The 20871-nt window shown below is 73.7% G+C and carries 20 protein-coding genes and 1 pseudogene; 7 read left to right on the plus strand and 14 right to left on the minus strand.

Annotated features, from left to right (window positions below):
* The first annotated feature begins 102 nt into the window (after window positions 1–102).
* Window positions 103–1551 (plus strand): WGR domain-containing protein, encoded by a 1449-nt coding sequence (locus tag ACGFSC_RS06005; RefSeq protein ID WP_359898370.1) that lies wholly within the window; start codon window positions 103–105, stop codon window positions 1549–1551.
* Between the two features lie 145 nt (window positions 1552–1696).
* Here ACGFSC_RS06005 and ACGFSC_RS06010 read toward each other — a convergent pair whose 3' ends face one another.
* Complete coding sequence (locus tag ACGFSC_RS06010; protein ID WP_359898371.1) at window positions 1697–2713, minus strand: NADP-dependent oxidoreductase; 1017 nt, start codon at window positions 2711–2713, stop codon at window positions 1697–1699.
* A 110-nt stretch (window positions 2714–2823) separates the two neighbouring features.
* Here ACGFSC_RS06010 and ACGFSC_RS06015 point away from each other — a divergent pair, with 110 nt between their 5' ends.
* Window positions 2824–3300 (plus strand): Uma2 family endonuclease, encoded by a 477-nt coding sequence (locus ACGFSC_RS06015; RefSeq protein WP_359898372.1) that lies wholly within the window; start codon window positions 2824–2826, stop codon window positions 3298–3300.
* A 1-nt stretch (window position 3301) separates the two neighbouring features.
* Here the strand turns inward: ACGFSC_RS06015 and ACGFSC_RS06020 are convergent, their stop codons facing one another.
* From ACGFSC_RS06020 to ACGFSC_RS06035, 4 genes are all read right to left on the minus strand, one after another.
* Entirely contained in the window at window positions 3302–3943 is a 642-nt protein-coding gene (locus ACGFSC_RS06020; RefSeq protein ID WP_359898373.1) for a hypothetical protein, read from the minus strand.
* 139 nt (window positions 3944–4082) lie between these two features.
* A complete protein-coding gene (locus ACGFSC_RS06025; RefSeq protein WP_359898374.1) occupies window positions 4083–5126 on the minus strand; it encodes an LLM class flavin-dependent oxidoreductase in 1044 nt (347 codons plus the stop codon).
* A 275-nt stretch (window positions 5127–5401) separates the two neighbouring features.
* Window positions 5402–5791, minus strand: a complete 390-nt coding sequence (locus ACGFSC_RS06030; RefSeq protein WP_359898375.1) for an SCO5389 family protein — start codon at window positions 5789–5791, stop codon at window positions 5402–5404.
* A 141-nt stretch (window positions 5792–5932) separates the two neighbouring features.
* The gene (locus tag ACGFSC_RS06035) at window positions 5933–7477 is read right to left on the minus strand and encodes an MFS transporter (RefSeq protein ID WP_359898376.1); all 1545 of its coding nucleotides are present in this window, start codon (window positions 7475–7477) and stop codon (window positions 5933–5935) included.
* A gap of 550 nt (window positions 7478–8027) precedes the next feature.
* On the opposite strand from ACGFSC_RS06035, the gene ACGFSC_RS06040 reads away from it, so the two are divergent.
* Window positions 8028–8579 carry a hypothetical protein gene (locus tag ACGFSC_RS06040; protein ID WP_359898377.1) on the plus strand — a complete coding sequence of 184 codons (552 nt, stop codon included), beginning with the start codon at window positions 8028–8030 and terminating at the stop codon, window positions 8577–8579.
* Here the strand turns inward: ACGFSC_RS06040 and ACGFSC_RS06045 are convergent.
* From ACGFSC_RS06045 to ACGFSC_RS06055, 3 genes are all read right to left on the minus strand, one after another.
* Window positions 8557–9285 carry a prolyl oligopeptidase family serine peptidase gene (locus ACGFSC_RS06045; protein ID WP_359898442.1) on the minus strand — a complete coding sequence of 243 codons (729 nt, stop codon included), beginning with the start codon at window positions 9283–9285 and terminating at the stop codon, window positions 8557–8559. The two genes, ACGFSC_RS06040 and ACGFSC_RS06045, sit on opposite strands and share 23 nt — an antisense overlap.
* Window positions 9286–9646: 361 nt before the next feature.
* On the minus strand, window positions 9647–10837 hold the full coding sequence (locus ACGFSC_RS06050) for an Ig-like domain repeat protein (protein WP_359898378.1): 1191 nt from the start codon (window positions 10835–10837) through the stop codon (window positions 9647–9649).
* A gap of 337 nt (window positions 10838–11174) precedes the next feature.
* Window positions 11175–11426, minus strand: a complete 252-nt coding sequence (locus ACGFSC_RS06055; RefSeq protein WP_359898379.1) for a hypothetical protein — start codon at window positions 11424–11426, stop codon at window positions 11175–11177.
* Between the two features lie 438 nt (window positions 11427–11864).
* Here ACGFSC_RS06055 and ACGFSC_RS06060 point away from each other — a divergent pair, with 438 nt between their 5' ends.
* Window positions 11865–13655 carry a S8 family serine peptidase gene (locus ACGFSC_RS06060; protein ID WP_392862608.1) on the plus strand — a complete coding sequence of 597 codons (1791 nt, stop codon included), beginning with the start codon at window positions 11865–11867 and terminating at the stop codon, window positions 13653–13655.
* 97 nt (window positions 13656–13752) lie between these two features.
* Here the strand turns inward: ACGFSC_RS06060 and ACGFSC_RS06065 are convergent, their stop codons facing one another.
* The 4 genes from ACGFSC_RS06065 to ACGFSC_RS06080 form a co-directional block, all read right to left on the minus strand.
* A complete protein-coding gene (locus ACGFSC_RS06065) occupies window positions 13753–14793 on the minus strand; it encodes a zinc-binding alcohol dehydrogenase family protein (RefSeq protein WP_359898381.1) in 1041 nt (346 codons plus the stop codon).
* A gap of 120 nt (window positions 14794–14913) precedes the next feature.
* Entirely contained in the window at window positions 14914–15387 is a 474-nt protein-coding gene (locus tag ACGFSC_RS06070; RefSeq protein WP_359898382.1) for a nucleoside deaminase, read from the minus strand.
* Window positions 15388–15486: 99 nt separating this feature from the next.
* A complete protein-coding gene (locus ACGFSC_RS06075) occupies window positions 15487–16323 on the minus strand; it encodes an alpha/beta hydrolase (protein WP_359898383.1) in 837 nt (278 codons plus the stop codon).
* A 20-nt stretch (window positions 16324–16343) separates the two neighbouring features.
* Window positions 16344–16781, minus strand: a complete 438-nt coding sequence (locus tag ACGFSC_RS06080; RefSeq protein ID WP_359898384.1) for a universal stress protein — start codon at window positions 16779–16781, stop codon at window positions 16344–16346.
* Between the two features lie 430 nt (window positions 16782–17211).
* Between ACGFSC_RS06080 and ACGFSC_RS06085 the strand changes: the two genes are divergently transcribed.
* On the plus strand, window positions 17212–17787 hold the full coding sequence (locus ACGFSC_RS06085) for an AraC family transcriptional regulator (RefSeq protein ID WP_359898385.1): 576 nt from the start codon (window positions 17212–17214) through the stop codon (window positions 17785–17787).
* Window positions 17788–17823: 36 nt separating this feature from the next.
* Window positions 17824–18000 (plus strand): annotated as a pseudogene (locus ACGFSC_RS06090) (putative quinol monooxygenase); the annotation flags it as partial.
* 310 nt (window positions 18001–18310) lie between these two features.
* Here the strand turns inward: ACGFSC_RS06090 and ACGFSC_RS06095 are convergent.
* Window positions 18311–18919, minus strand: a complete 609-nt coding sequence (locus ACGFSC_RS06095; RefSeq protein ID WP_359898386.1) for an ester cyclase — start codon at window positions 18917–18919, stop codon at window positions 18311–18313.
* A gap of 154 nt (window positions 18920–19073) precedes the next feature.
* Window positions 19074–19799, minus strand: coding sequence for an SDR family oxidoreductase (locus tag ACGFSC_RS06100; protein WP_359898387.1), 726 nt, complete (start codon window positions 19797–19799; stop codon window positions 19074–19076).
* 130 nt (window positions 19800–19929) lie between these two features.
* Between ACGFSC_RS06100 and ACGFSC_RS06105 the strand changes: the two genes are divergently transcribed.
* The gene (locus ACGFSC_RS06105; protein WP_359898388.1) at window positions 19930–20862 is read left to right on the plus strand and encodes a LysR family transcriptional regulator; all 933 of its coding nucleotides are present in this window, start codon (window positions 19930–19932) and stop codon (window positions 20860–20862) included.
* The last annotated feature ends 9 nt before the right edge of the window (window positions 20863–20871 follow it).

Genomic DNA, 20871 nt, shown 5'->3' on the forward strand with positions numbered 1-20871 from the left:
CCGGCCGGAGCCGACTGTCAGTGCCAGGCCGTAGCTTGGGAGGTGTCGGCGGGCCGGTCCCGAACCGACCCCCATCTCCGTTGCCCGAAAGGGGACTCCGTCGTGTCCGTCGCCGTGGAAGAGCAGGTCACGTACCTCGAACTGTCCGAGGACGAGGGGAGCGCGCACAAGTTCTACGAGGTGCGGCTCGCCGGCCAGGTGGTGACGGTGCGCTACGGGCGGATAGGCGAGCCCGGGCAGAGCAAGTCGACGACGTTCCCGAGCCCGGAGAAGGCGGCCGCGTCGGCGGCCAAGAAGATCGGCGAGAAGGTCCGCAAGGGCTACGCCCCGGCCGTCCGGGGCGTGCGCCAGCGCCGGGCGGTGACCAGGCGGCAGATCGTCAGCAGCCGTTCGACCGCCCGTCAGGCGCCGCTGCTGTGGCGCTTCCGCTCCGGCTCGCCCGCCTTCGGGATCTTCGTCGGCGAGGAGCACGCCTGGGTCGGCAACGAGCGCGGCGACGTGTACACCCTCACCCACGACGGCGAGGTGACGGCCCGCTACGGCCTGCCGGACGGCGTCAAGTGCATCGTCGCCGACGACTGGTGGATCTACGCCGGCTGCGACGACGGCAAGGTGTACGACCTGGGCGGCAAGGTCCCGCGGGTGGCGTACGAGATCGCCCAGGACGTGGACATCTTCTGGCTCGACATCCACGACGGCGTGCTCGGCGTGGCCGACGAGCGCGGCGGGCTCACGACGGTGGACCACGAGGACGAGTTCCAGTGGCGCCGCCAGGCCGACGGCCGGTCCGGCTGGATGGTGCGGTGCGACGCCGACGGCGTCTACCACGGCCACTCGCGCGGCGTCGCCCGCTACGACAACCGCAGCGGCGACCAGCGGTGGCACACCCCGACCAACGGCGAGGTGCTGTTCGGCTGGCAGGAGGCCGACGAGGTGTTCGCCGGCACCGGCCGCGGCTGGGTGCACCGGCTGCGCAAGTCGGACGGCGCCGAGGTGGCCGCCTACCGCTGCGACGCCGCCGTCTTCTCCTGCGCGGCCTCCCCGGACGGCGAGTACGTCTTCGCCGGGGACAACCACTCCTCGGTGTACTGCTTCGCCGCCGACGGCACCCGGCTGTGGAAGCTCGCCACCGGCTGCGGCTCGGCGTACAGCATGCAGTACCGGGCGGGGCGGCTCTACCTGGTGACCACCGACGGCTCGCTGGCCTGCCTGGACGCCGGCGAGCAGGCGGTGCGGGCGGCGGAGGACGGCATGCTGCCGGAGACCGCCGAGATCAAGGGCGCGGGCTGGGAGCCGGTGCTGGCCGGCGCCGGGCCGGAGACGGTCGAGGTGGTCACCGCCCGGACCGGCGCGGAGGTGGAGGTCGAGTGCGTCCAGGACGGCGTCCGGCTGCGGATGCGGGTGGTCTCGCAGGGCTACGACCCGTCGTGGCGGGTGCAGTTCCCCAAGGACATCCGGATCGCCGGGGCCCGCTACCTGGTCGCCGAGGTGCGGGAGTCCGCCTCGGGCGGCTTCTACCGGGCTCGCGGCGAGATCAAGCGACTGCTCTGACCCCGGGCTTCCGTGTCCGACCCCGGGCTCCCCGTGTCCGACCCCGGGCTCCCCGTGTCCGACCCCGGGGGCCCGGGCCCCGATCCCGGGCCCCGGGACCCCGGGCGGCCGTAGGGGGGTGACGACCGCCCGGGGAGTCCGTGCGTCAGACGAGCCGCAGCACCAGCTTGCCGGTGTTCTCGCCCCGGAAGAGCATCCCGAGGGTTTCCGGGAAGTCGTCCACGGTGCCCTCCACCACCTGCTCCTTGACCTTGATCCGGCCCTCCGCGATCCAGCCGGCGAGCTCGGCGGCCGCCTCCGGGTACCGGCGGGCGTAGTCGAACACCACGAAGCCCTCCATCCGGGCCCGCCGCACCAGCAGGGACAGGTAGTTGGACGGGCCCTGCACGGCGCCCTCGTTGTTGTACTGGCTGATGGCGCCGCAGACCACCACCCGGGCGTGCATCGCCAGGCGGGTCAGCGCGGCGTCCAGGACGGGGCCGCCGACGTTGTCGAAGTAGACGTCGATGCCGTCCGGGGCGTGGGTGCGCAGGGCCTTGCGGACGTCCTCGGCGCGGTAGTCGATCGCGGCGTCGAAGCCCAGCTCGCCGGTGAGCAGTGCGCACTTCTCCGGGCCGCCGGCGATGCCCACCACCCGGCAGCCCTTCAGCTTGGCGATCTGGCCGACCATGCTGCCGACCGCCCCGGCGGCGCCGGAGACGACGACGGTCTCGCCCTCCTTGAGCGCCCCGACCTCCAGCAGCCCGAAGTACGCCGTCATCCCGGGGATCCCGAGGGCGCCCAGGTACGTCGACAGCGGCGCGAGCGCGGGATCGACCGTGAGCGCGCCCTTCCCGTCCGAGACCGCGTACTCCTGCACCCCGAAGGCCCCGACCACGTGGTCCCCGACCCGGAACCCCGGGTGGTTCGACGCCACGACCTCCACCACCGAGCCGGCCCGCATCACCTCGCCCAGCCCCACCGGCGGCAGGTACGACGGCCGGTCGTCCAGCCATCCCCGCATCGCCGGATCCAGCGACACGTACCGCGTCCGCCCGAGGAACTCGCCCTCGCCCGGCTCCGGCACCGCCTCCTCCCCGTGCGCCCAGTCCTCCGGACGCACCTCCCCGACCGGCCGACTGGCAAGGCGGATCTGACGGTTGACTCCGGTGGCTCCGGCCATGACGTCTCCAGGGGCGCTCGGGCTCGACGGCTGAACGCGCCCGATTCTAAGCAAGCGCTTGTTCAATTGGCCAGAGCGGGACATCAGTGGAGACCGATAGGCTTCGCCGCGTGGAGAGCGAGATCATCGAGGGGGCCGCCGTCCCGGTGACGCACTCCTGGGCGCACCAGAGCACCGTCGACCTGCTCCGGCAGCAGCTCGCCCCGGCCCTGCGGCCGAGCGGCCTGTGCTCCGGTTCCGGTGATCTGGCCCTGCCGGGCACGGCGGACCGCTACGTGCCGGACCTGGCCGTCGTGCCGACTGAACTGGCCGTACACGGCGGGGCGTTGACGCCTGACCGGACGCTGCTGGTGGTCGAGGCGACCGAGCCTTCCAGTGCCGACACCGACCGGACGGTGAAGCGCCGGCGCTACGCCCAGTTCGGTGCGCCGCTCTACCTCCTGGTGGACCGGCAGGAGCGGGCCTGCACGCTGTTCTCCCAACCCGGCGCGCTCGGCTGGACCCGGGTCGAGGGGCCGCACCCGTCCGGGGTGCCGGTGCGACTGCCCGAGCCGTTCGAACTCAACCTCGACACCAGCGAGTTCTGAGTCAGTACCGGTCCGCGAGGTGGCCGTAGCCGCCGGCCGTCCAGACGACGCGGCGGAACTCCGGGAGGCTGAGGGCGGCCGTCGGCACGCCGGTGGGCGAGCCGGTGGTGGGCGGGAAGTGGGCGGTGCCGCAGCGGGCGCAGTACCAGGCCTGGGCCCAGAGGTGCTCGGCCCGGGGCCGGCCGGCGAGTTCGCGGTCGGCGGAGGCGCGGAGCGCGGCCGCGGTGACGAGGAGGACGGTTCCGGCGATGACGGCGACCACCGGGATCACCACGGGGATCTCGAAGGCGTGGTGGTCCCGGACCGGTGCGGCGAAGGCGGGCGCGTCGTCGTCGAACTGCCGGGCGAAGTTCCCGGCGAAGAACGTGAAGAAGGCGATCACGAGGGCGACGGCGCCCAGTGCCGTCGCCGCGCGGCCGGGTGGCTGGTCGCGGATCGGGACGGGTGCCAGGGCGCGGGCGAGGTCGGAGACGACCTCGCGGGTCCGGTGGTCGCCGCTCCCCTGCGAGGGGCGGGTGGTGACCCGCGTCCTCCCCGCCTGGTACACGGCCGGGACGCCGCGGACCTGGTCGGTGAGCCCGCAGTTCGGGCAGGGGTGCAGGGCGGGCGGCGGCGGTACGGGTGTGGCGTGGTAGGGCCCCATCGCGGTCTCCCCCCGGGGTGGCGTCCGGCCGGGCCGGCCGTCCGTCCGTACCGGCTTGGGACGCCGTGCCGGACGCGGTGGTTGCGGCCGACTCCTGTTCCCTGTAAGCCTGTTGGTGGCAGGGAAGCGGTCGGGCGGGTCAGCCCTCGGCGGGCGCCGGCTGCGGACGCCAGCCGAGGGCGGGCCCGAGCCGGGTCGCCAGGTCGGTGAGGATCTGCACGTAGTCCTCGTGTTCGAAGGTGAACGGCAGGGCGAAGGCGACCTCGTCCACCTCGCGGTAGCCGGCGTGGGCGTGCAGCCGTTCGACGAGTTCCTCGGTCGTCCCGACCAGGTCGGGGGCGAACAGCAGCCGGGCCGGGCCCTGCGGGGCGAGGGTGCGCGGGGTGCGGGCGAGGGCGTACGCCCGGTACTTGGCGCGTTGTTCGGGGGTGGCGCTGTCGGTGGGGATGACCACCAGGCCGTGGGAGACCCGGGCGCGCTCGCCGTCGGGGTGGCGCTCGCGGAAGGCGCGGATCTGGGCGGCCTGGATGGCGGCGAAGTCGAGCGGGCCCTCCTCGCTCTCCGGCTTCACGACACTGCTGGTGAGCAGGTTGAGCCCCTGCTCGCCGGCCCAGCGGGCCGAGCGCAGGCTGCCGGCGCCGTACCAGAGCCGGGACGCCAGGCCGGGGGAGTGCGGCTGGACGCGGCGGGAGTACACCTCGATGCCCTCGGTGCCGGCGAAGTCGGAGGCGTCCTCGCCGCGGACCAGGGCGAGCAGCCGTTCGGCGCGCCGGGGGCTGAAGTCCTCCTGCTCGCCGGTGTCCGGGTAGAGCGCGCCGCGCACCTGCTCGTAGTGGGTGGGCGGGCCGACGCTGAAGCCGGGGTTGAGCCGGCCGCCGGAGAGCACGTCCACGGTGGCCAAGTCCTCGGCGAGCCGCAGCGGGTTCTCCCAGCCGAGCGGGGTGACGGCGGTGCCGAGCTGGATGCGGCTGGTGCGCTGGGTGGCGGCGGCGAGGACGGCGATCGGGGAGGAGATGCCGTACTGGAGGTGGCGGTGGCGCAGCCAGGCGCTGTCGAAGCCGAGCCGCTCGCCGAGGGTGATGAGGTCGAGGGTGGACTCGTGGCCGCGGCGGGGGTCCGCTTCGTCGAAGAGCCCGATGGTCAGGAAGCCGAGTTTCCGCAGCGGGCGAGGGGTCGGCGACATGGTGGGCTCCGCGGGGTGAGGGGCGGCCGAGTGAGGGCCGGTCGAGATGGTGCGTTTCGAACGTAAGCGGCCGCCGCGCCGTCCGACAAGATCGACGCACGATCCGGTCACCGGCCCGCAACACGGCGCAACGCGGGTGTCACGTGCGGCGGCTCCCACCCCGGTGGGCAGGGTGGGAGCCGCCGTGATACGGGTCGCGCCCGGGCCGGCTCGGGTAGCGCCCGGGCTTTGCCCGGGCTGTGCTCGGACCGCGTCCGGGCCGCCTCCGGGGGCTGTCAGCAGCTGCGCAGTTCCGGGCTCTGGTTGCGGATCTGGTTGTGCAGCGAGGTGAACTCGCGGTACGCCGCGCCGTCCTCGGTGCCGGGGCGGAAGGCGCCGACGCGGTGGCAGTTGACGAAGGCGAGCTTCACCCCGAAGTGGCTCTCCAGGCTGCCCCGGATCGCGTTGCTGGCGAGCGCGCGCAGCAGCTGGGCGCGCTGCTCGTCGCTGGGCGTGGCGTTGTCGGTGGTGAACTCCTCCTGGCCGGCGGCGAGTTCGGTGCTGAGCCCGGACACGACCTGGTAGGCGTACGGGAGGGAGGTGCGGACGGTCTCGAGGAAGTCGGCCTCGTCGACGCGGCCCTGCTGGGCCTGGGCGAGGAGGGCGGGGGAGACGTCGAGCGACATGGAGGTCCTCTTTCGGGGATGCGTGGGCTTCGACCGGTGGCGGGCAGCGGTGACCGGCGGAACGGGCAGCGCTCACCCGCACCGGTTATCGAAGATGAAAACCATTGCAAGAACGACTCTCCCGGTCACCCCGACGCCCTGTCAAGCGCCGCCCCCCGAAGGACTGACGGCCGGCGGCACCGGCAGGTGGCCGACCTTGATCACGAACACCGCGATCAACACCGCCAGCGCCGCGAAGACCAGGCCCATCTGGAACGCGCTGGCGATGCCGTGCACCAGCACCTGCGAGGAGTACGGCGCCGGGAGCCGGCCGGTGGCCCGGAACTGGGCGAGCTGCTGCGGGGTGGCCTGCCGCAGGAACGCCCCGGCCTGCTGCCGGGCCTCGTTGCGGCTGGCCGTACCGAACACCGTGATCAGGATCGACAGGCCGAGCGAGCCGCCCACCTGCTGGGTAGTGTTGAGCATGCCGGTGGCCGCGCCGGTCTCGTGCGGGGCGACGTGGGAGACGGCGGTCAGCATCACCGGGACGAAGATCGAGCCCATGCCGAAGCCGAACAGCAGGGTCGGGCCGAGGATGCCGCCGACGTAGGTGCTGTCGATGTCGATCTGCGTCGCCCAGACCACCCCGCTCAGCACCAGCAGCGAGCCGGTCACCAGGAAGGGCTTGGGGCCCCAGCGCAGCTGGTTGCGGGCGGCGAACTGGGCGGCAGCGATGATCGCCACGCTGATCGGCAGGAACGCGAAGCCGGCCCGCAGCGGACTGAAGCCGAGGATCTCCTGCACGAACAGGGTGATGAAGAAGAAGATGCTGAACATCGTCGCGGCCACGCAGAGCATCAGCCCGTACGCGCCCGAGCGGTTGCGGTCGCGGAACAGGTGCAACGGGGTGATCGGCTGCGGCACCCGCCGCTCGTTGAACAGGAACGCGACCAGCAGTGCGGCGGCGAGGCTGAAGGCGGTCAGCGTCACGGGGTCCGTCCAGCCGTGGTCGGAGGCACGGATGAAGCCGTACACCAGCGAGACCATGCCCGCCGTGGCGGTGAAGGCGCCGGTCAGGTCGAAACGCCCGGGGTGCCGCTCGGACTCGTTGATGTACAGCGGCGCCAGCAGCGCGATCGCGATGCCGATCGGCACATTGACGAAGAACACCCAGCGCCAGGACAGCCAGGAGGTCAGCATGCCGCCGAGCAGGAGCCCGATCGCGCCACCGGCCCCGGCCACGGCCGAGAACACCCCGAAGGCCCGGTTGCGCTCCGGGCCCTCCTTGAAGTTGGTGGCGATCAGCGCCAGTGCGGTCGGCGAGGCGATGGCGCCGCCCAGGCCCTGGAGCGCCCGGGCCGCCAGCAGCCAGGCCGAGGACTGCGCGACGCCGCCCAGCAGCGAGGCCAGGCTGAACACCAGCACGCCGACCATGAACACCCGCCGCCGCCCGAGGATGTCGCCGGCGCGCCCGCCGAGCAGCAGCAGCCCGCCGAAGGTGAGCGTGTAGGCGTTGATCACCCAGGACAGTTCGGTGGTGTTGAACCCCAGCGCCGACTGGATGTGCGGCAGCGCGATGTTCACGATCGTGATGTCGAGAACGACCATCAGCTGTGTCGCCGCGATGACGGTGAGAGCGATCCCCGGGTGCTGGCCCCGACGTGCGGTCGCGGGCGAAGCCTCGGCCAGGGCGCGCGAGGTGGCCATGGCGGTCCCCCAATGGGTTCGAGGGTGAACGGCGGGCAGGGGACGGATTCGTTCACCACTACCGACGGTATCCCCGGGGCATAGGGAACACAATCGTTCATTACGGACAATCGCGCGCGTCCCGGTCCGGTGTTCTTCCTGGCCGAGCCGACGGTGATCCGCACCCCTCCAGCTCGGCGGGTCTCAGGAAGCGGTACGGCGGCGACGAGGTCAGCTCCGGCGATCCCGGCTGCCCAGGAGAGCGGCTGATCCGCCTGGTTGTGCGCGGTGATCGCGTGTTCGACGGCCCGCAGGTCGGTGAGCAGCTCGGCGGTCTTGGGGACGGGTGTGCCGAAGGCTCGGCCGTCCCCGAGACGTACCGCCCCCGGGTCGGCCGAGCGGCCGGTGAGCACCTCCAAGCCGGCCGCGTCGGCGGTTTCGACGGTGCGGATGGAGGAAGGCGCCTTCGTGCCCTTCGAGGCCGTCCGCATTGGCATCGCGGGCGGTGTGGGTCAGGTAGCGCCGGACCAGGCCTTCGGCCGTGGCGAGTTCGCGCTGGACGGCTTCGACGGTGCCGATCACCCACTACATCGTCGTGGATCTCGGCCCGCGCCTTGCGCAGCCGGGCCAGAACGTGTTCGTGCGAGCTGCCCCGCCGGGTCAGCCTGGTGTCCTGGTAGGTGACGGCGCGCCGCAGCACGTCGTCGTCGCACGGGAAGTGCACGTCGTCGAGTCGCAGTTGGGCGATGGTGACGCCGGGGAGGCCGGGACCTTCGCGCCCACTGTCTACCTCGGTCGCGCCCCGGCCGCGAGGAGTCAACTCGCCGAGGCCCTCAGCGGTGTCGGCGAGGACCGGGTCCGCCGGCGAGCGATCGATGCCGCCCTGCTCGCCGCCACCTGGCTGCGTACCGGGCACCTCGACCGGGCGTGCGCGGCCGGCCGGGACGCCGTCGCCTATGCCGCCAGGACAGGGTCAGGCCGGTGCATCGAGCGGGTGGCCGGCGTCCTGGCCGACCTGCGGGCCCACGACGACTACGCCCCGGCCCGGGAGCTTCGCGAGTTCGCCCGGGTCGTGCTGCCCGAAGCCGACGGTATGGCCGTCACGCTCTCGGGCGGCTCATGAGGCGGCGGTAGAAGTCGAGTTCGGCGCGGAGGGCCTGTTCCCGGGCGGCGGGCGCTGACAGGTAGTGGTCGCCGCCGTCCAGCAGCAGGCTGTCGTGGCCACCGCCGAGGGCGGCCAGGTCCTGGGCGAACTGCATGGCCTCCTTGGCGGACGTGATCGTGTCGGCGGTTCCGTGGATCGCCAGCACGGGACAACGGATCCGTTCCGGCGCCACCGCTCCGGCAGGCCCCCGCAGCACGGCCGCGTGGGGACGCTGGAACTCGGGGACGGACAGCTCCCACCGTGCGGGGTCGATGATCGCAGAGGTGGCCGTCGCGCCGGCGAATGGTCCGGGACGACTCGCTGCCTGGAGCGCCGTGTACCCACCGGCGCTCGCGCCGCTGATGAAGACCGCCCCGGGCAGCGCCACGCCGGCCGACCGCAGGTGCTCGGCCACCGCGGCACAGTCCTCGACGTCGTACTCGCCCCAGTGGCCGTGCAACGCCTGCCGGAACGCACGACCCCGGCCGGTGCTGCCCCGATAGAGGACGTCGGCGACGGCGAATCCGTGACTGACGAAGAACTGGGTCGTCCAGTCCAGCCGCAGGGGCACATCGTCCGTCGGGCCGGGGTGTGCCCGCACCAGAAGCGGCACAGGTGCTGCCGTCCCTGCAGGTCGGTGGAGCAGGAAGCTCACACGGTCGTCGCCACCCCGGGCGGCCTCCATCGACGGCGGGACGGGCGACCAGGGCGGGGCGGGCACGCACCCAGTGCCTATCGGGACAGCCGGGGCGTCGGCTTGCGCCGCGAGGTCGAGCGACCACAGACTCGGAGCGGACGAGGGGGTGGATCCGATCACGGCGAGTCGGCCGTCGTCGACGCCGTTGCAGAAGCTCTGAAGGTGAGGCAGGTCGGCCGCGCGGGCTGCGGCGATCCGTCACGCTTCGTTACCACCGATTACGGGACAGAGTCGTTCGCTGGACATACCCGGCTCGCGGCACCTGGGACTGTTCGGATCATTGTCACCTGGGCGCGATACCGCGGTGCGTGGCCCCGCCTCGCAGCGGGGCCGGCGCTCTGCGGTGTTCTCAGGCCGTCACCGTCACCGTGGTGGTCTCGGGGTTGGTGCTGTTGCCCTGGTAGACGGTGTCGCCGCTGTAGACGGCGGTGATGGTGTGGGTGCCGGTGGTGCGGAAGGCGGTGACGGTCCCGGCCGCTGCGCAGTTGCCGAGGGAGAGGAACAGGCGTCCGGTGCCGAGGGTCGTGCCGGTGGTGGTGTCGGTGAACGTGACCGTGCCGGTCGGCCTGGTCGTGGCGGTCGTACTGGCCGGGCAGACGATGTCACTGAGCACGACCGGAGCGCCGACCCGGGTGCGGGAGGGCATCGCGGTCAGGGCCGTCTTCACGGGCTTGCCCGGGGTGGTGTAGCTGATGGTGATGCTCGGGGCGGCGCTGGTGGCGGTGGGGCCGGTGCCGCCGGCGGGGACGAGCGACGAGCCTCCGCCGCCTCCGCCCCCGCCGCCGCTCGGACTGATGAAGGGGTTGATGTTGCCGCCGCCGCCTCCGCCGTAGTAGCCGCCGCCGCCGGCACCGCCGGTCAGGGAGGCGCCCGGGCCGCCTCCGGTGCCGCCAGTACCGAGCGTGCCGGGCCCACCGCCGTAGAACCCGCCCCCGCCGGTGCCGCCGGCCCCGCCCTGGGTGGACGTCCCCGCCCCGCCGCCGTGTCCTCCGTTGCAGGTCGCGTCCGTGCCCGGCTGGCCGGCGTCTCCGCCCGGGCTTCCGGTGCACTGGCCGGCCCAGCCGGCTCCGCCGCCGCCCGCGGCCACGATGAGGCGGGAGTCGGTGGTGGTGAGGGGCGTGGTGCTGGGCTGGGTACGGACGTCGGAGGCGCCGCCGCCGCCTCCGCCGAAGTGGGTGCTGCCGCCGCCGTTGAAGCCGCCGGTGCACTGCGCGCTACCGGCGCACTGGGCGCCGCCGGTGGCGGTGCCGCCGACTTCGACGTAGAGGGTTTGTCCCCCGGAGAGCCCGGTGAGGGTGCCGGACACCTGGGCGCCACGGCCGCCGCCGACGCCGTTGTCCTCCACGCCGCCGGCCCCGCCGATCGCCGTGACGTCGACCTGCGTGACACCGCCGGGCACGGTGAACGTCTGCTCGGCGCCGGTGGAGGCGAACGTACAGGTGGTGGTGGGGCCGGACACGGTGCAGGTGCCCTGTGCGTGGGCGGGCGCGGGCAGCGCCAGCGGGGCGACGGCCGTAGCGCAGAACACGGCGGCCGCCACGGCCGCCACCCGGCTCCGACGCCCGGACGAACCGGCATGGTGTCCGTGCGTTGAGCTCGGCCGGTCGGCGACCTCCGACAGTGGGAATGTCACGATCAACTCCAGAAAAGGGAAGAGGTTCTCTCGGCGAGGGATCGCCTTCCGTCACTGTCGGTCACACGGGCGGGGTCGCGGTTGCCCACCGAGCTGACACACCGCCGGTTCACACCGGCGGCCCCTGGCTAACCGTTCGGCAGCACCCGAGCCCGAAAGTGCGATCACAGCCCCGAAGGAAGCGCACGGGTGCCGGGCACGGACTCGTCACCAAGCGCTCAGCCCCGCCAACCGGGGCACTCGGTCACATCTGGTCAGCATCCCGAATCGGGAAGGGCTGTTGGGGGAGCTGGCGGGCGGTGGCCGGTCGGTGAAGGCTGAGCCGGACGGCGGCCGGGCGCAGGCCGAGGTCGGCGGCGAGCGCCTCGGGGGTGAGATCGGGTTCGCGCTGCAGGCGTTCGAGGACGGCTTGGCCGGCCCGGTTCTCGGTGGAGCACACGGTGCGGTAGGCAGCCAGGGCGCCGCCGCCGAGGGTGAACAGCCCTGCGGCGCACACCGCAGAACCGCTCCAGCCGCGGCGACGCGGACCTGTTCTCGCTCTGGATCAGGACGAAGGTCCGAGTGCGGCTGTACGGCTTGGAGTTCAGGGTCTGTTTCATCGCCGGCGAGCCCTGTGCCGACGCGGAAGTGCTTCGTGAACCGACGGACGCCGCCCGGCCGTTCATCGGCCCCGCCGGACCCATCGCGAGGGAGGCCCTGCCGGGTGCCCCGCGGCTGGCCGCGCACCCCCGACCTGGGGCGCCGCGGACCCCGCGACATCAAAACGTAACGTCTCCGTGAGAAGTCGTCGGGCGTAAAGTCTTCCCCAAGTCCAGCCCAATCTGGCATGTTTCCTTCAATTCCCGTGCGATCCCCCTCACGCACGGGCCGATTAGGAGGACACGTGTCACCCCTGATATCCCGGCGGCTCGGCCGCCCGGCCGCAGCCCTCGCCGTGCTCTCGGCCATGGCGCTCGCCACCCCCACCGCGTTCGCGACCGCCGCCACCACGACCACCACCCCCACCGTCCCCGGTGCCGTCTCCGCGCCCGCCGCCCAGGCCTCCGCCGCCCAGGCCCCCGCCGTCGCGGGCACCGCGGCCGGCTGGGCCGCCGGCACCCGCGCCTACCTGGTGATCAGCGCCCCCGCCGACATCGCCGCCGCCAAGACCGCCGTCGCCGCCAAGGGCGGTACGGTCTTCGCGAGTTACGACGCGATCGGCGTCATCGTCGCCCACTCCACCAGCACCGGCTTCGCCGCCGCGCTGCGGACCGTCACCGGCATCCAGCAGGTCGGCGCGACCCGCACTTCCGACGTGCCGGCCGACGCCTACAACCCGGCCCTGCCCGCCAACCCCGCCCAGGCGGCCACCACGCTCACCGAGTCCAACCGCTGGGACATGACCCAGGTCAAGGCCGACCAGGCCTGGAAGGTCACCACCGGCTCCCCGACCGTCAAGGTCGGCGTGCTCGACACCGGCGTGGACGACCAGCACCAGGACCTCGCACCGAACTTCGACGCCGCCGACTCGGCCTCCTGCGCCTACGGCAAGCCCGACACCCGCACCGGCGCCTGGCGCGACGTGGACACCCACGGCACCCACGTCGCCGGCACCATCGCGGCCGCGAAGAACGGCAAGGGCGTCATCGGCGTCGCACCGGGCGTGAAGATCGCCTCGGTCCGGATCGCCGAGCCGACCAGCACCCTCTTCTACGCCGAGAACACCGTCTGCGGCTTCGTCTGGGCCGGCGACCACGGCTTCAAGGTCACCAACAACAGCTACTACACCGACCCCTGGCAGTTCAACTGCCCGAACGACCTCGACCAGGCGGCCATCATCGAGGGCGTCAAGCGCGCCCAGGAGTACGCCGAGGGCAAGGGCTCGCTGCAGGTCGCGGCGGCCGGCAACTCCGACTACGACCTGGCCAACAAGACCACCGACAGCGAGAGCCCGAACGACTCCACCAAGGTCACCCGGACCATCAGCAACGCCTGCCTCGACATCCCCACCGAACTCCCCGGCGTGGTGACCGTCGCTGCCACGGGCAGCGGCAGCGGCAAGGCCTCCTACTCCAACTTCGGCCAGGGCGTCATCGACGTCGCGGCGCCCGGCGGCGACGGCGCCACCGGCGTCTACTCGACCCTGCCCGGCGGCAAGTACGGCACCAAGAGCGGCACCTCGATGGCCTCCCCGCACGTCACCGGGGTGGCCGCGCTGATCGCGAGCACCAACCCGTCGCTCACCCCGGCGGACATCCGGGCCCGGCTGGCGAGCCAGGCCAACGACCTGGCCTGCCCCGCCTCCGACAGCCGCTGCACCGGCACCACCGCCGTCAACGGCTTCTTCGGCGAGGGCCAGGTCGACGCGCTGAAGGCGGTCGGCGGCGCCACCCAGCCCACCGGCACGTACTTCGAGAACACCGCCGACGTGGCGATCCCCGACAACACCACGGTGGAGAGCCCGATCACCGTCACCGGCGTCAGCGGCAACGCCCCGGCGGCGCTCAAGGTCGGCGTGGACATCAAGCACACCTACCGCGGCGACCTCGTCCTCTCCCTGGTCGCGCCCGACGGCACGGTCTACCTCCTGGAGGACTTCCCGAACAGCGACAGCACCGACAACGTCGCCAAGACCTACACCGTCAACGCCGCCGCGAGTGCGGCGAACGGCACCTGGAAGCTCCGGGTGAAGGACGGCGCCTCCGGCGACACCGGCACGATCGACGCCTGGAACCTCACCTTCTGAACCTTCTGAACCCTTTGGCCCCGCCGTTCCCCCAGGCCGCCCGACGCCCGAGCGCGTCGGGCGGCCGGATCGCGTGCGGGACGCCGACCACCGTGCGCTACTCCGCGACGAGCACCGCGACCCCCGTCACCCGGTCCGCGGCGAGGTCCGCGAGCGCCGCGTCCGCACGGCGCAGGGGGTAGCGGCTGACGTGGACCACCGGGCGGGCACGGGCCGCCTCCGCCAGGAAGGCCAGCCCGTCGGCCCGGGTGTTGGCGGTGACGCTGCGCAGGGAGCGCTCCTGGAACAGGTGCCGCTGGTAGTTCAGCGCCGGGATGTCGGTGAGGTGGATGCCGGCCACGGCGAGCGTGCCGCCGCGGTCCAGCGCGGTGAGGGCGACGGGCACGAGTTCGCCGACCGGTGCGAACAGGATCGCGGCGTCCAGCGGTTGCGGGGGCGGGTCGTAGGAGTCGCCGGCGAAGACGGCGCCGAGGTCCAGCGCCAGCCTCCGGGCCGCCGCGGCCCGGGTGAACACGGCCACCCGGGCGCCCCGGGCGAGGGCGACCTGGGCGGTCAGGTGCGCGGACGCGCCGAAGCCGTAGATGCCGAGCAGCCCGCCCGCCGGGAGTTCGGCCCGCTCCAGGGCCCGGTAGCCGATGATCCCGGCGCACAGCAGCGGGGCCAGCTCCTCGGCGGGCGGGCCCTCGGGCAGCCGGTAGGCGAAGCGGGCGTCCGCGGTGAGGTGCCCGGCGTAGCCGCCGTGCCGATCCCAGCCGGTGTAGCGCGACGCGGGGCAGAGGTTCTCCCGCCCGCTGCGGCAGTACCCGCAGCTGCCGCAGGTCCGGGCCAGCCAGGCCACCCCGGCCCGGTCCCCGACGGCGAAGCCCTCGACCCCGGCCCCCGCCGCGAGCACGCGCCCGACCACCTCGTGCCCGGGCGTGCACCGGGCCAGCCTGGGGGAGAGGTGCCCCTCCGCGAGGTGCAGGTCGGTGCGGCACACCCCGCAGGCCTCCACCTCGACCAGGACCTCCTGCGGGCCGGGCGCGTCCAGCGGCCGCCGCTCCCGGACCAGTGGGCCCGGTCCCGGCCCGCCGACCGGCCCGGGGCGCTCCACCGCCCAGGCCCAGGTCTCCGCCGGTAGGGGTTGCGTGCTGCTCATCGCCGTCTCCTGCCGCTCGGCTTGCGGGGTCGGTGCGCGTCCGGGGTCAAGTTTCCCGCTCCGCGGCGGCCGCCGCGTGCTCGACGGCGGAGAAGCCGTCCGGGGAAGGTGGCGATCCGGTCAGCCCCAGTACCCCGTGTGCACGGCGGTGGCCTCCTCGAAGAGGTGCGGGCCGGAGACCTCCACGGTGCCGCCGCCGGCTGCGAAGACCTGGCGGCAGGGCAGGTCGAGCACCGGCTCGTCCGGGTCCACTCCCGCGATGGCGTTCAGCTCGGTGGCGGCGAGCGCGTAGACGACCTTCCGGATGCCGCTCCAGTGGATCGCGCCGGCGCACATCGCGCACGGCTCGGCGCTGCTGTAGAGGACGGTCGCGGAGAGCTGGTGCGGGGCCAGGGTGCGGCAGGCCTGGCGGACCAGGTTGGTCTCCGCGTGCGCCGTGACGTCGTGGTCGGTCAGCACGCTGTTCTCGGCCGTGAGCAGGACGCCTCCGGACGCGTCGGTCAGCAGCGCGCCGAAGGGGTGGTTGCCGTGGGCGCGGGCGGAGGCGGCGAGTTCGATGGCCGCGAGCAGGTGCGGGCGGGTGAGGTCGGTCATCGGCGTACTCCTCGGGGGCGGACCGGACGGGGTGACAGGGACGGGGCGTACGGGGTGCACGCGGTGGCGGTGCGCGCGGTGGCGGTCCGTGCGGTGCCACTACTTCGCCAGGAAGGCGAGCAGCGCCGCGTTGACCTCCTCGGCATGGGTCCAGAGCAGGCCGTGCGGCGCGCCCTCGACCTCCACGTACTCGGCGGAGGGCAGCGCCCGGTGGAAGGGGCGCCCGGTGCTGTCGATCGGCAGGATGCGGTCGGCGGTCCCGTGCAGGATCAGGGCCGGCACGTCGATGCGCGGGATGTCGGCCCGGAAGTCCGTGTACCAGGTGGACGGCGCGGCGGCGGCGGCGAAGAAGCCGCCGCTCGTCGCGACGTTCCAGCTGTTGCGGACGGCCTCCGCGCTGATCCTGCTCCCGAGGTTCTCGTCGAGGTTGTAGAAGTCCCGGTAGAAGGCGGTGTAGTAGGCGTACCGGTCGGCCTTCACGGCGGCGACGATGCCGTCGAAGAAGTCCTTCGGACCGGCCCCCTCAGGGTTGTCGTCGGTCTTCAGCAGGCAGGGCTCCAGGGAGCCCAGGAAGGCGACCTTGGCGATGCGGCCGGAGCCGTACCGGGACACGTAGCGGGCGACCTCCCCGGTGCCCATCGAGAAGCCGACCAGCACGGCGTCCCGCAGGTCGAGGGTCTCCAGCACGGTGTGGAGGTCGGCGGCGAAGGTGTCGTAGTCGTAGCCGGTGGTGGGCTGGGAGGACTGTCCGAAGCCGCGCCGGTCGTAGGTGATCACCCGGTGCCCGGCGTCCAGCAGCGCGGCGCTCTGCCGCTCCCAGGAGTGCCCGTCGAGCGGGAACCCGTGGATGAGGACGACCGGCTGCCCGGAGCCGTGGTCCTCGTAGTAGAGGTCGATGGGGGTGGAGTTCTCCTGGCCGACGGTGATGTACGGCATGGTGTCCGGTGTTCCTCTCGTCATGGGGCCCGGACGATGACCACGGGGCAGGCGGCGTGCTGCGCGCAGTGGGTGCTCACCGAGCCGAGCAGGGTACGGGTGAAGCCGCCGCGGCCGTGGCTGCCGACCACCAGCAGCTCGGCGCCCCGGGCCGCGTCCAGGAGGACGTCGGAGGGGTCGCCCATGACCATCGTCTGGCGGACCCGCACCCGGGAGTCCTCGCCGAGCACGGCGTGCAGCTCCTCGGCGAACCGCCGCTCGGCCAGCTCCCGGTCGAAGGCGCTGTCGACCACGGGCGCCGACCAGCCGAAGTGGCTCGGGGGTTCCCAGGCGCCGACCGCGTCCACCACGCCGCCGATCAGCGTGGCGTGCCGGGCCGCCCAGCGCAGCGCGGCGTACGACGACGGCGAGCCGTCGACGCCGACCACGACGCGGGGAGCGGAGTCGTTCGCGTTCATCTGCACCGTCCCTGGCCGGCCGTCCTGCGGATCGTCGCCCCCCGACCACGGTGCTGGCCGCCGGACGGCGCCGCCACCACGGCCCGGCACCCGGGTGACGGCCGACGGCCGGGCGGGTACCGTCGGTGGCCGCCGAGCGCCCGTGACCGGGGCGCGGCCGCGGTGGGAGCGGGGGAGGACGGGTGCGAGTCGAACACGCGGTGCCGGGCCCGGCGCTGAGGCCCTGGATCGACCGTTACTGGTGGTACCGGGCAGGCCCCGTCGACCTGCCCCGGCTGCTGCCCGGAACGGGTGCCGAGCTGTGGATCCACTGGGCCGGCGGGGTCCACCTGGACGACGGGGCCGGGCCGGTGCCGCTGCCCGCCGCGCACCTGGTCTGCCTCCGCGGGGCCCGCTGGGAGCCGGTCTCGCGGGAGGCGGGGGCGGCTTCGTGGCGGTGCGGTTCCGGGCCGGCGCCCTGCGGCACTTCCTGGCGCCGGGGGTCGACGAGGTGGCCGACCGGGTGGTGAGTGCCGCCGAGGTCTGGGGGCCGCCGGCCCGGCGGATGGCCGAGCAGGTGTGTCTGGCGTCCGGGCCGGCGGAGCAGGCGGCGGTCCTCGACCGGGCGCTCGCCGAGCTGCTCGCCGCCCACCACCGGGCCGACCCGTGGCTGGACGCCGCGGTGCGGCTCGTCCACCGGCGTCCCGGCGAGGTGCGGGTGGACGCGCTGGCCGAGCACCTCGGGGTCACCGTTCGCCGGTTGCAGCGGGCGTTCCCGGCGGCGGTGGGCGCGGGTCCGAAGGCGTTCCAGCGGGTGGCCCGGTTCCAGCGGCTCACCCGTACGCTGCTGCTGTCCGGCGAACGCCGTTACCTGCCAGGAGCGTTGGCGGCGGGCTACTACGACCAGGCGCATGTCGTCCGGGAGTTCCGGCACTTCACCGGCCGGCCCCCGACGGCCCTGCTGGGGCAGGGCCTGTCGCATTTCTACTATGAGCGGCTGCCCGCTCCCCGTCAGGCTGGGCCCTGACCGGAGGAACCGACGGAGAGCGGACGTGCGATGACCATGGTGGTGGCGATCCTGCAGGCCAGGACCGGACGGGAGGAGGCCCTCGCGGCCGCCCTGCGCGAGGTTGCGGAGCGCACCCGGGAGGAACCGGGGGCGCTCGCCTACGCGGTGGGCCGCCAGGAGGGCGGCGGCCGGTTCCTGGTCACGGAGCGGTACGCCGACCGCCGGGCGCGCGAGGCCCACTTAGGCCCTCTCTTTCGGATCACGCCAGGCGGTCGCCGCCGGAGCACGCACCTCGCCGGCTTGTCGTCGGTCGCCGATGCTCCGCATGGACTCCCTCCTCCGCACCGCCGATGCACGCACTCCAACGACGCCCACTGGTCCGACGTGATCCGAAAGAGAGGGCCTCGCCTCCTCCTACGTGACCGACCTGCTGGCGCGCTTCCCGGAACTCCTGGCGGACGAGCCGCAGGTCGAGTTCACCGACGTGGTGACGGCCTTCGCCAGGTGACCGCCCGCAGGCCCGCGCGGGCCCGGTACGGCCTCAGGCCCGGACACCCAGCTGGGCCAGCAGGGTCGCGTTGTCCTCGATGTGCCAGTCCTCGGTGATCCGGTCGGTCCCGACGTGCTGGATGTCGATGGCGTTGAACTCGATGTCCTGGCCCTGCCCCCGCACGCCGTCGAAGGTGCCGGTGAAGTGGCCGCGGAAGACCAGTCGGGCGGTGATCCTGTCACCGCTGATCAGGAGGTCGGACAGCTCGCAGGTCAGGTCCGGCACCGCGGCGCGGAAGTTCTTCGAGGCGAAGGCCGGCCCGGCGGGGCCCTGCGGGCGGCCCGGCGGCAGCGTGTTGTCCCGGAACTGCCGGCTGATCGCCGCGTCCAGGTACCGCTGCTGCCCGGTGTTCCAGAACGTGTACAACTGCTGTGCCAGGTGGACCTCCTGGGCGGCGCGCCGGGCGCCGATCGAGCGGTCCGCGGTGAGCGCCTTCGGCTGGACGAGGCCGGGCGAACGGTCGATCAGGCGCTGCGGCCAGTCGCGTGCGGAGTCGTGGTGGCCGCTGTCGTGGACGGGGGCGGCCGCGGCGGTGCCGCCCGCCAGGCCGGCCACCGCCGCGAGGACGGCGGCGGTACGGATCAGGGTGCGCGAGCGCATGGGAACAGCTCCTCGGTTCGGGGGGCACGCCGGCGGTTCGGGGCGTGCGGGGGTGGTCGGCCGGTCGGGAGCTCCGGCCGGCCGGGGTGGGGGAGTCATGCCGCCGACGGCGGTCCGGCGGTCCGGTAGCCCGGTAGCCAGGCGGCCCGGCGGGTCAGGCGAGTCGGCCGCCGCCGTCGACGTGCAGCACCGTGCCGGTGACGTACGGGTTGTCGATGGCGTAGCGGACGGCCTTGACCAGGTCCTCCGGGGTGCCGACGCGCCGGGCCGGGTTGCGCTCGGCGACCCCGCGCAGGAACGCGTCCTTGTCGGCGCCCAGGCCGTCCCAGGAGCCGGTGTCGACGATGCCGGGGGAGACGGCGTTGACCCGGACCGGAGCGATCTCCACCGCCAGCGCCTGCACCAGGAAGGCCAGCGCGCCGTTGGTGGTGGCCATCACCGTGCGCGCGGGCGCCGGGCGCCACGCGGCCACACCGGAGAAGAAGGTGAACGAGCCGCTCTCGGAGACCTGCCCGACCAGGTGCTTGGCCAGCAGCAGCGGGCCGATCACCTTCGCCGCGAACGCCCGCTGCACGTCGGCCGCTTCGAGCTCCCGCAGCGGGCCGTTGGCCGGCATCGCGGCGGTCGAGACCAGGTGGTCGAAGCGGCCGGCCCGGGCGGCGAAGGCGGCGATCGACGCCTCGTCGGCGATGTCCAGGGCGATCACCTCGGACGGTCCGGACAGCTCGCCGGCCGTCCACTCCAGCTTGCGGGGGTCGGGGCCGGCCAGCACCAGGGAGGCGCCGGCCGCCGAGGCGGACTTGGCGACGGCCTGCCCGGTGCGCGAACCGGCACCGACCACGACGAGCCGCTGCCCCCGGAGGGAGGTGGTGTCGGACATGGTGGAACTCCTTCGGATGATCGGGGAACGGGCCGCTCGCTGCTTCCCGCGGCGGCCGCAGCACGACCCTCTCCCGACCAGCAATGATGAGTCCAAGGCTTGTTTTCTACCTCGGCGATAAAATCCGTTCATGGCAACGCCGACGCTCAGACAGCTCGAATACCTGGCCACCGTGGTCGACACCGGATCGTTCACCCGTGCGGCGGAACAGCTGCACGTCACCCAGCCCGCGCTGTCCCACCAGATCCGCGCCCTGGAGGGCGCCCTCGGCGGCCCGCTGCTGGAGCGCCTGCCGCGCTCGGTGCGGCTCACCCCGATGGGCCGGGCGGTCCTGCCGCACGCCCGCGCCGCACTCGCCGAGGCCGAGCGGCTGCAGGCGGCGGCCCGCCGTTCGGCCGGCCTGGAGGAGGGCGAACTGGAGGTCGCCGTCGTCTACTCCGTCAGCCTCGGCATCCTGCCGCCCGTGCTGCGGGAGTGGCGCCGCCGCCACCCCGGCGTGCGGATCCGGCTGCGCGAGTACCCCCACACCGACGCGCTCCGGGAGGCCATGGCCGCGGGCCGCGCCGACCTCGCCATCGGCCCGGTGCCGAGCGGCTGGGAGGGGCCGATCCGGGAGCTCGGCGTCGAGGAGTTCACCGTCGTCCTGCCCGCCGACGACCCGCTGGCCGAACGCCCCGCCGGGACCGTCGCCCTCACCGAACTCGCCGACCGCGACTGGGTCCACTACGCCCCCGACAACGGCCTCGCCGACCTGCTCGACCAGGTCTGCGCCCGGGCGGGCTTCCACCCCCGGGCGGCGGTCCGCGCCGAACAGACCTCGGCCGCCCCGCTGCTGGCCGCGGCCGGGCTCGGCCCCGCCCTGGTGCCCGCCAACATCGTCCCGGCCCAGTTCGAGGGCGCCCTGCTGCGCCCGGACCCGCCGATCCTGCGGACCCTCACCGCCTACACCCGCACCCGCCCCGATCCGCTCACCGTGGCCTTCGCCGACCTGCTGGCCCGTCAGGCCCGGGTCGGCCCCGTGGTCTCCGGCCGGTCGGCCGAGGCCGACGGGGCGCGCACCTGAGGCCCGACC

Source organism: Kitasatospora sp. NPDC048715, assembly GCF_043198905.1.
In the GTDB taxonomy this organism is placed as follows: domain Bacteria; phylum Actinomycetota; class Actinomycetes; order Streptomycetales; family Streptomycetaceae; genus Kitasatospora; species Kitasatospora lactacystinica.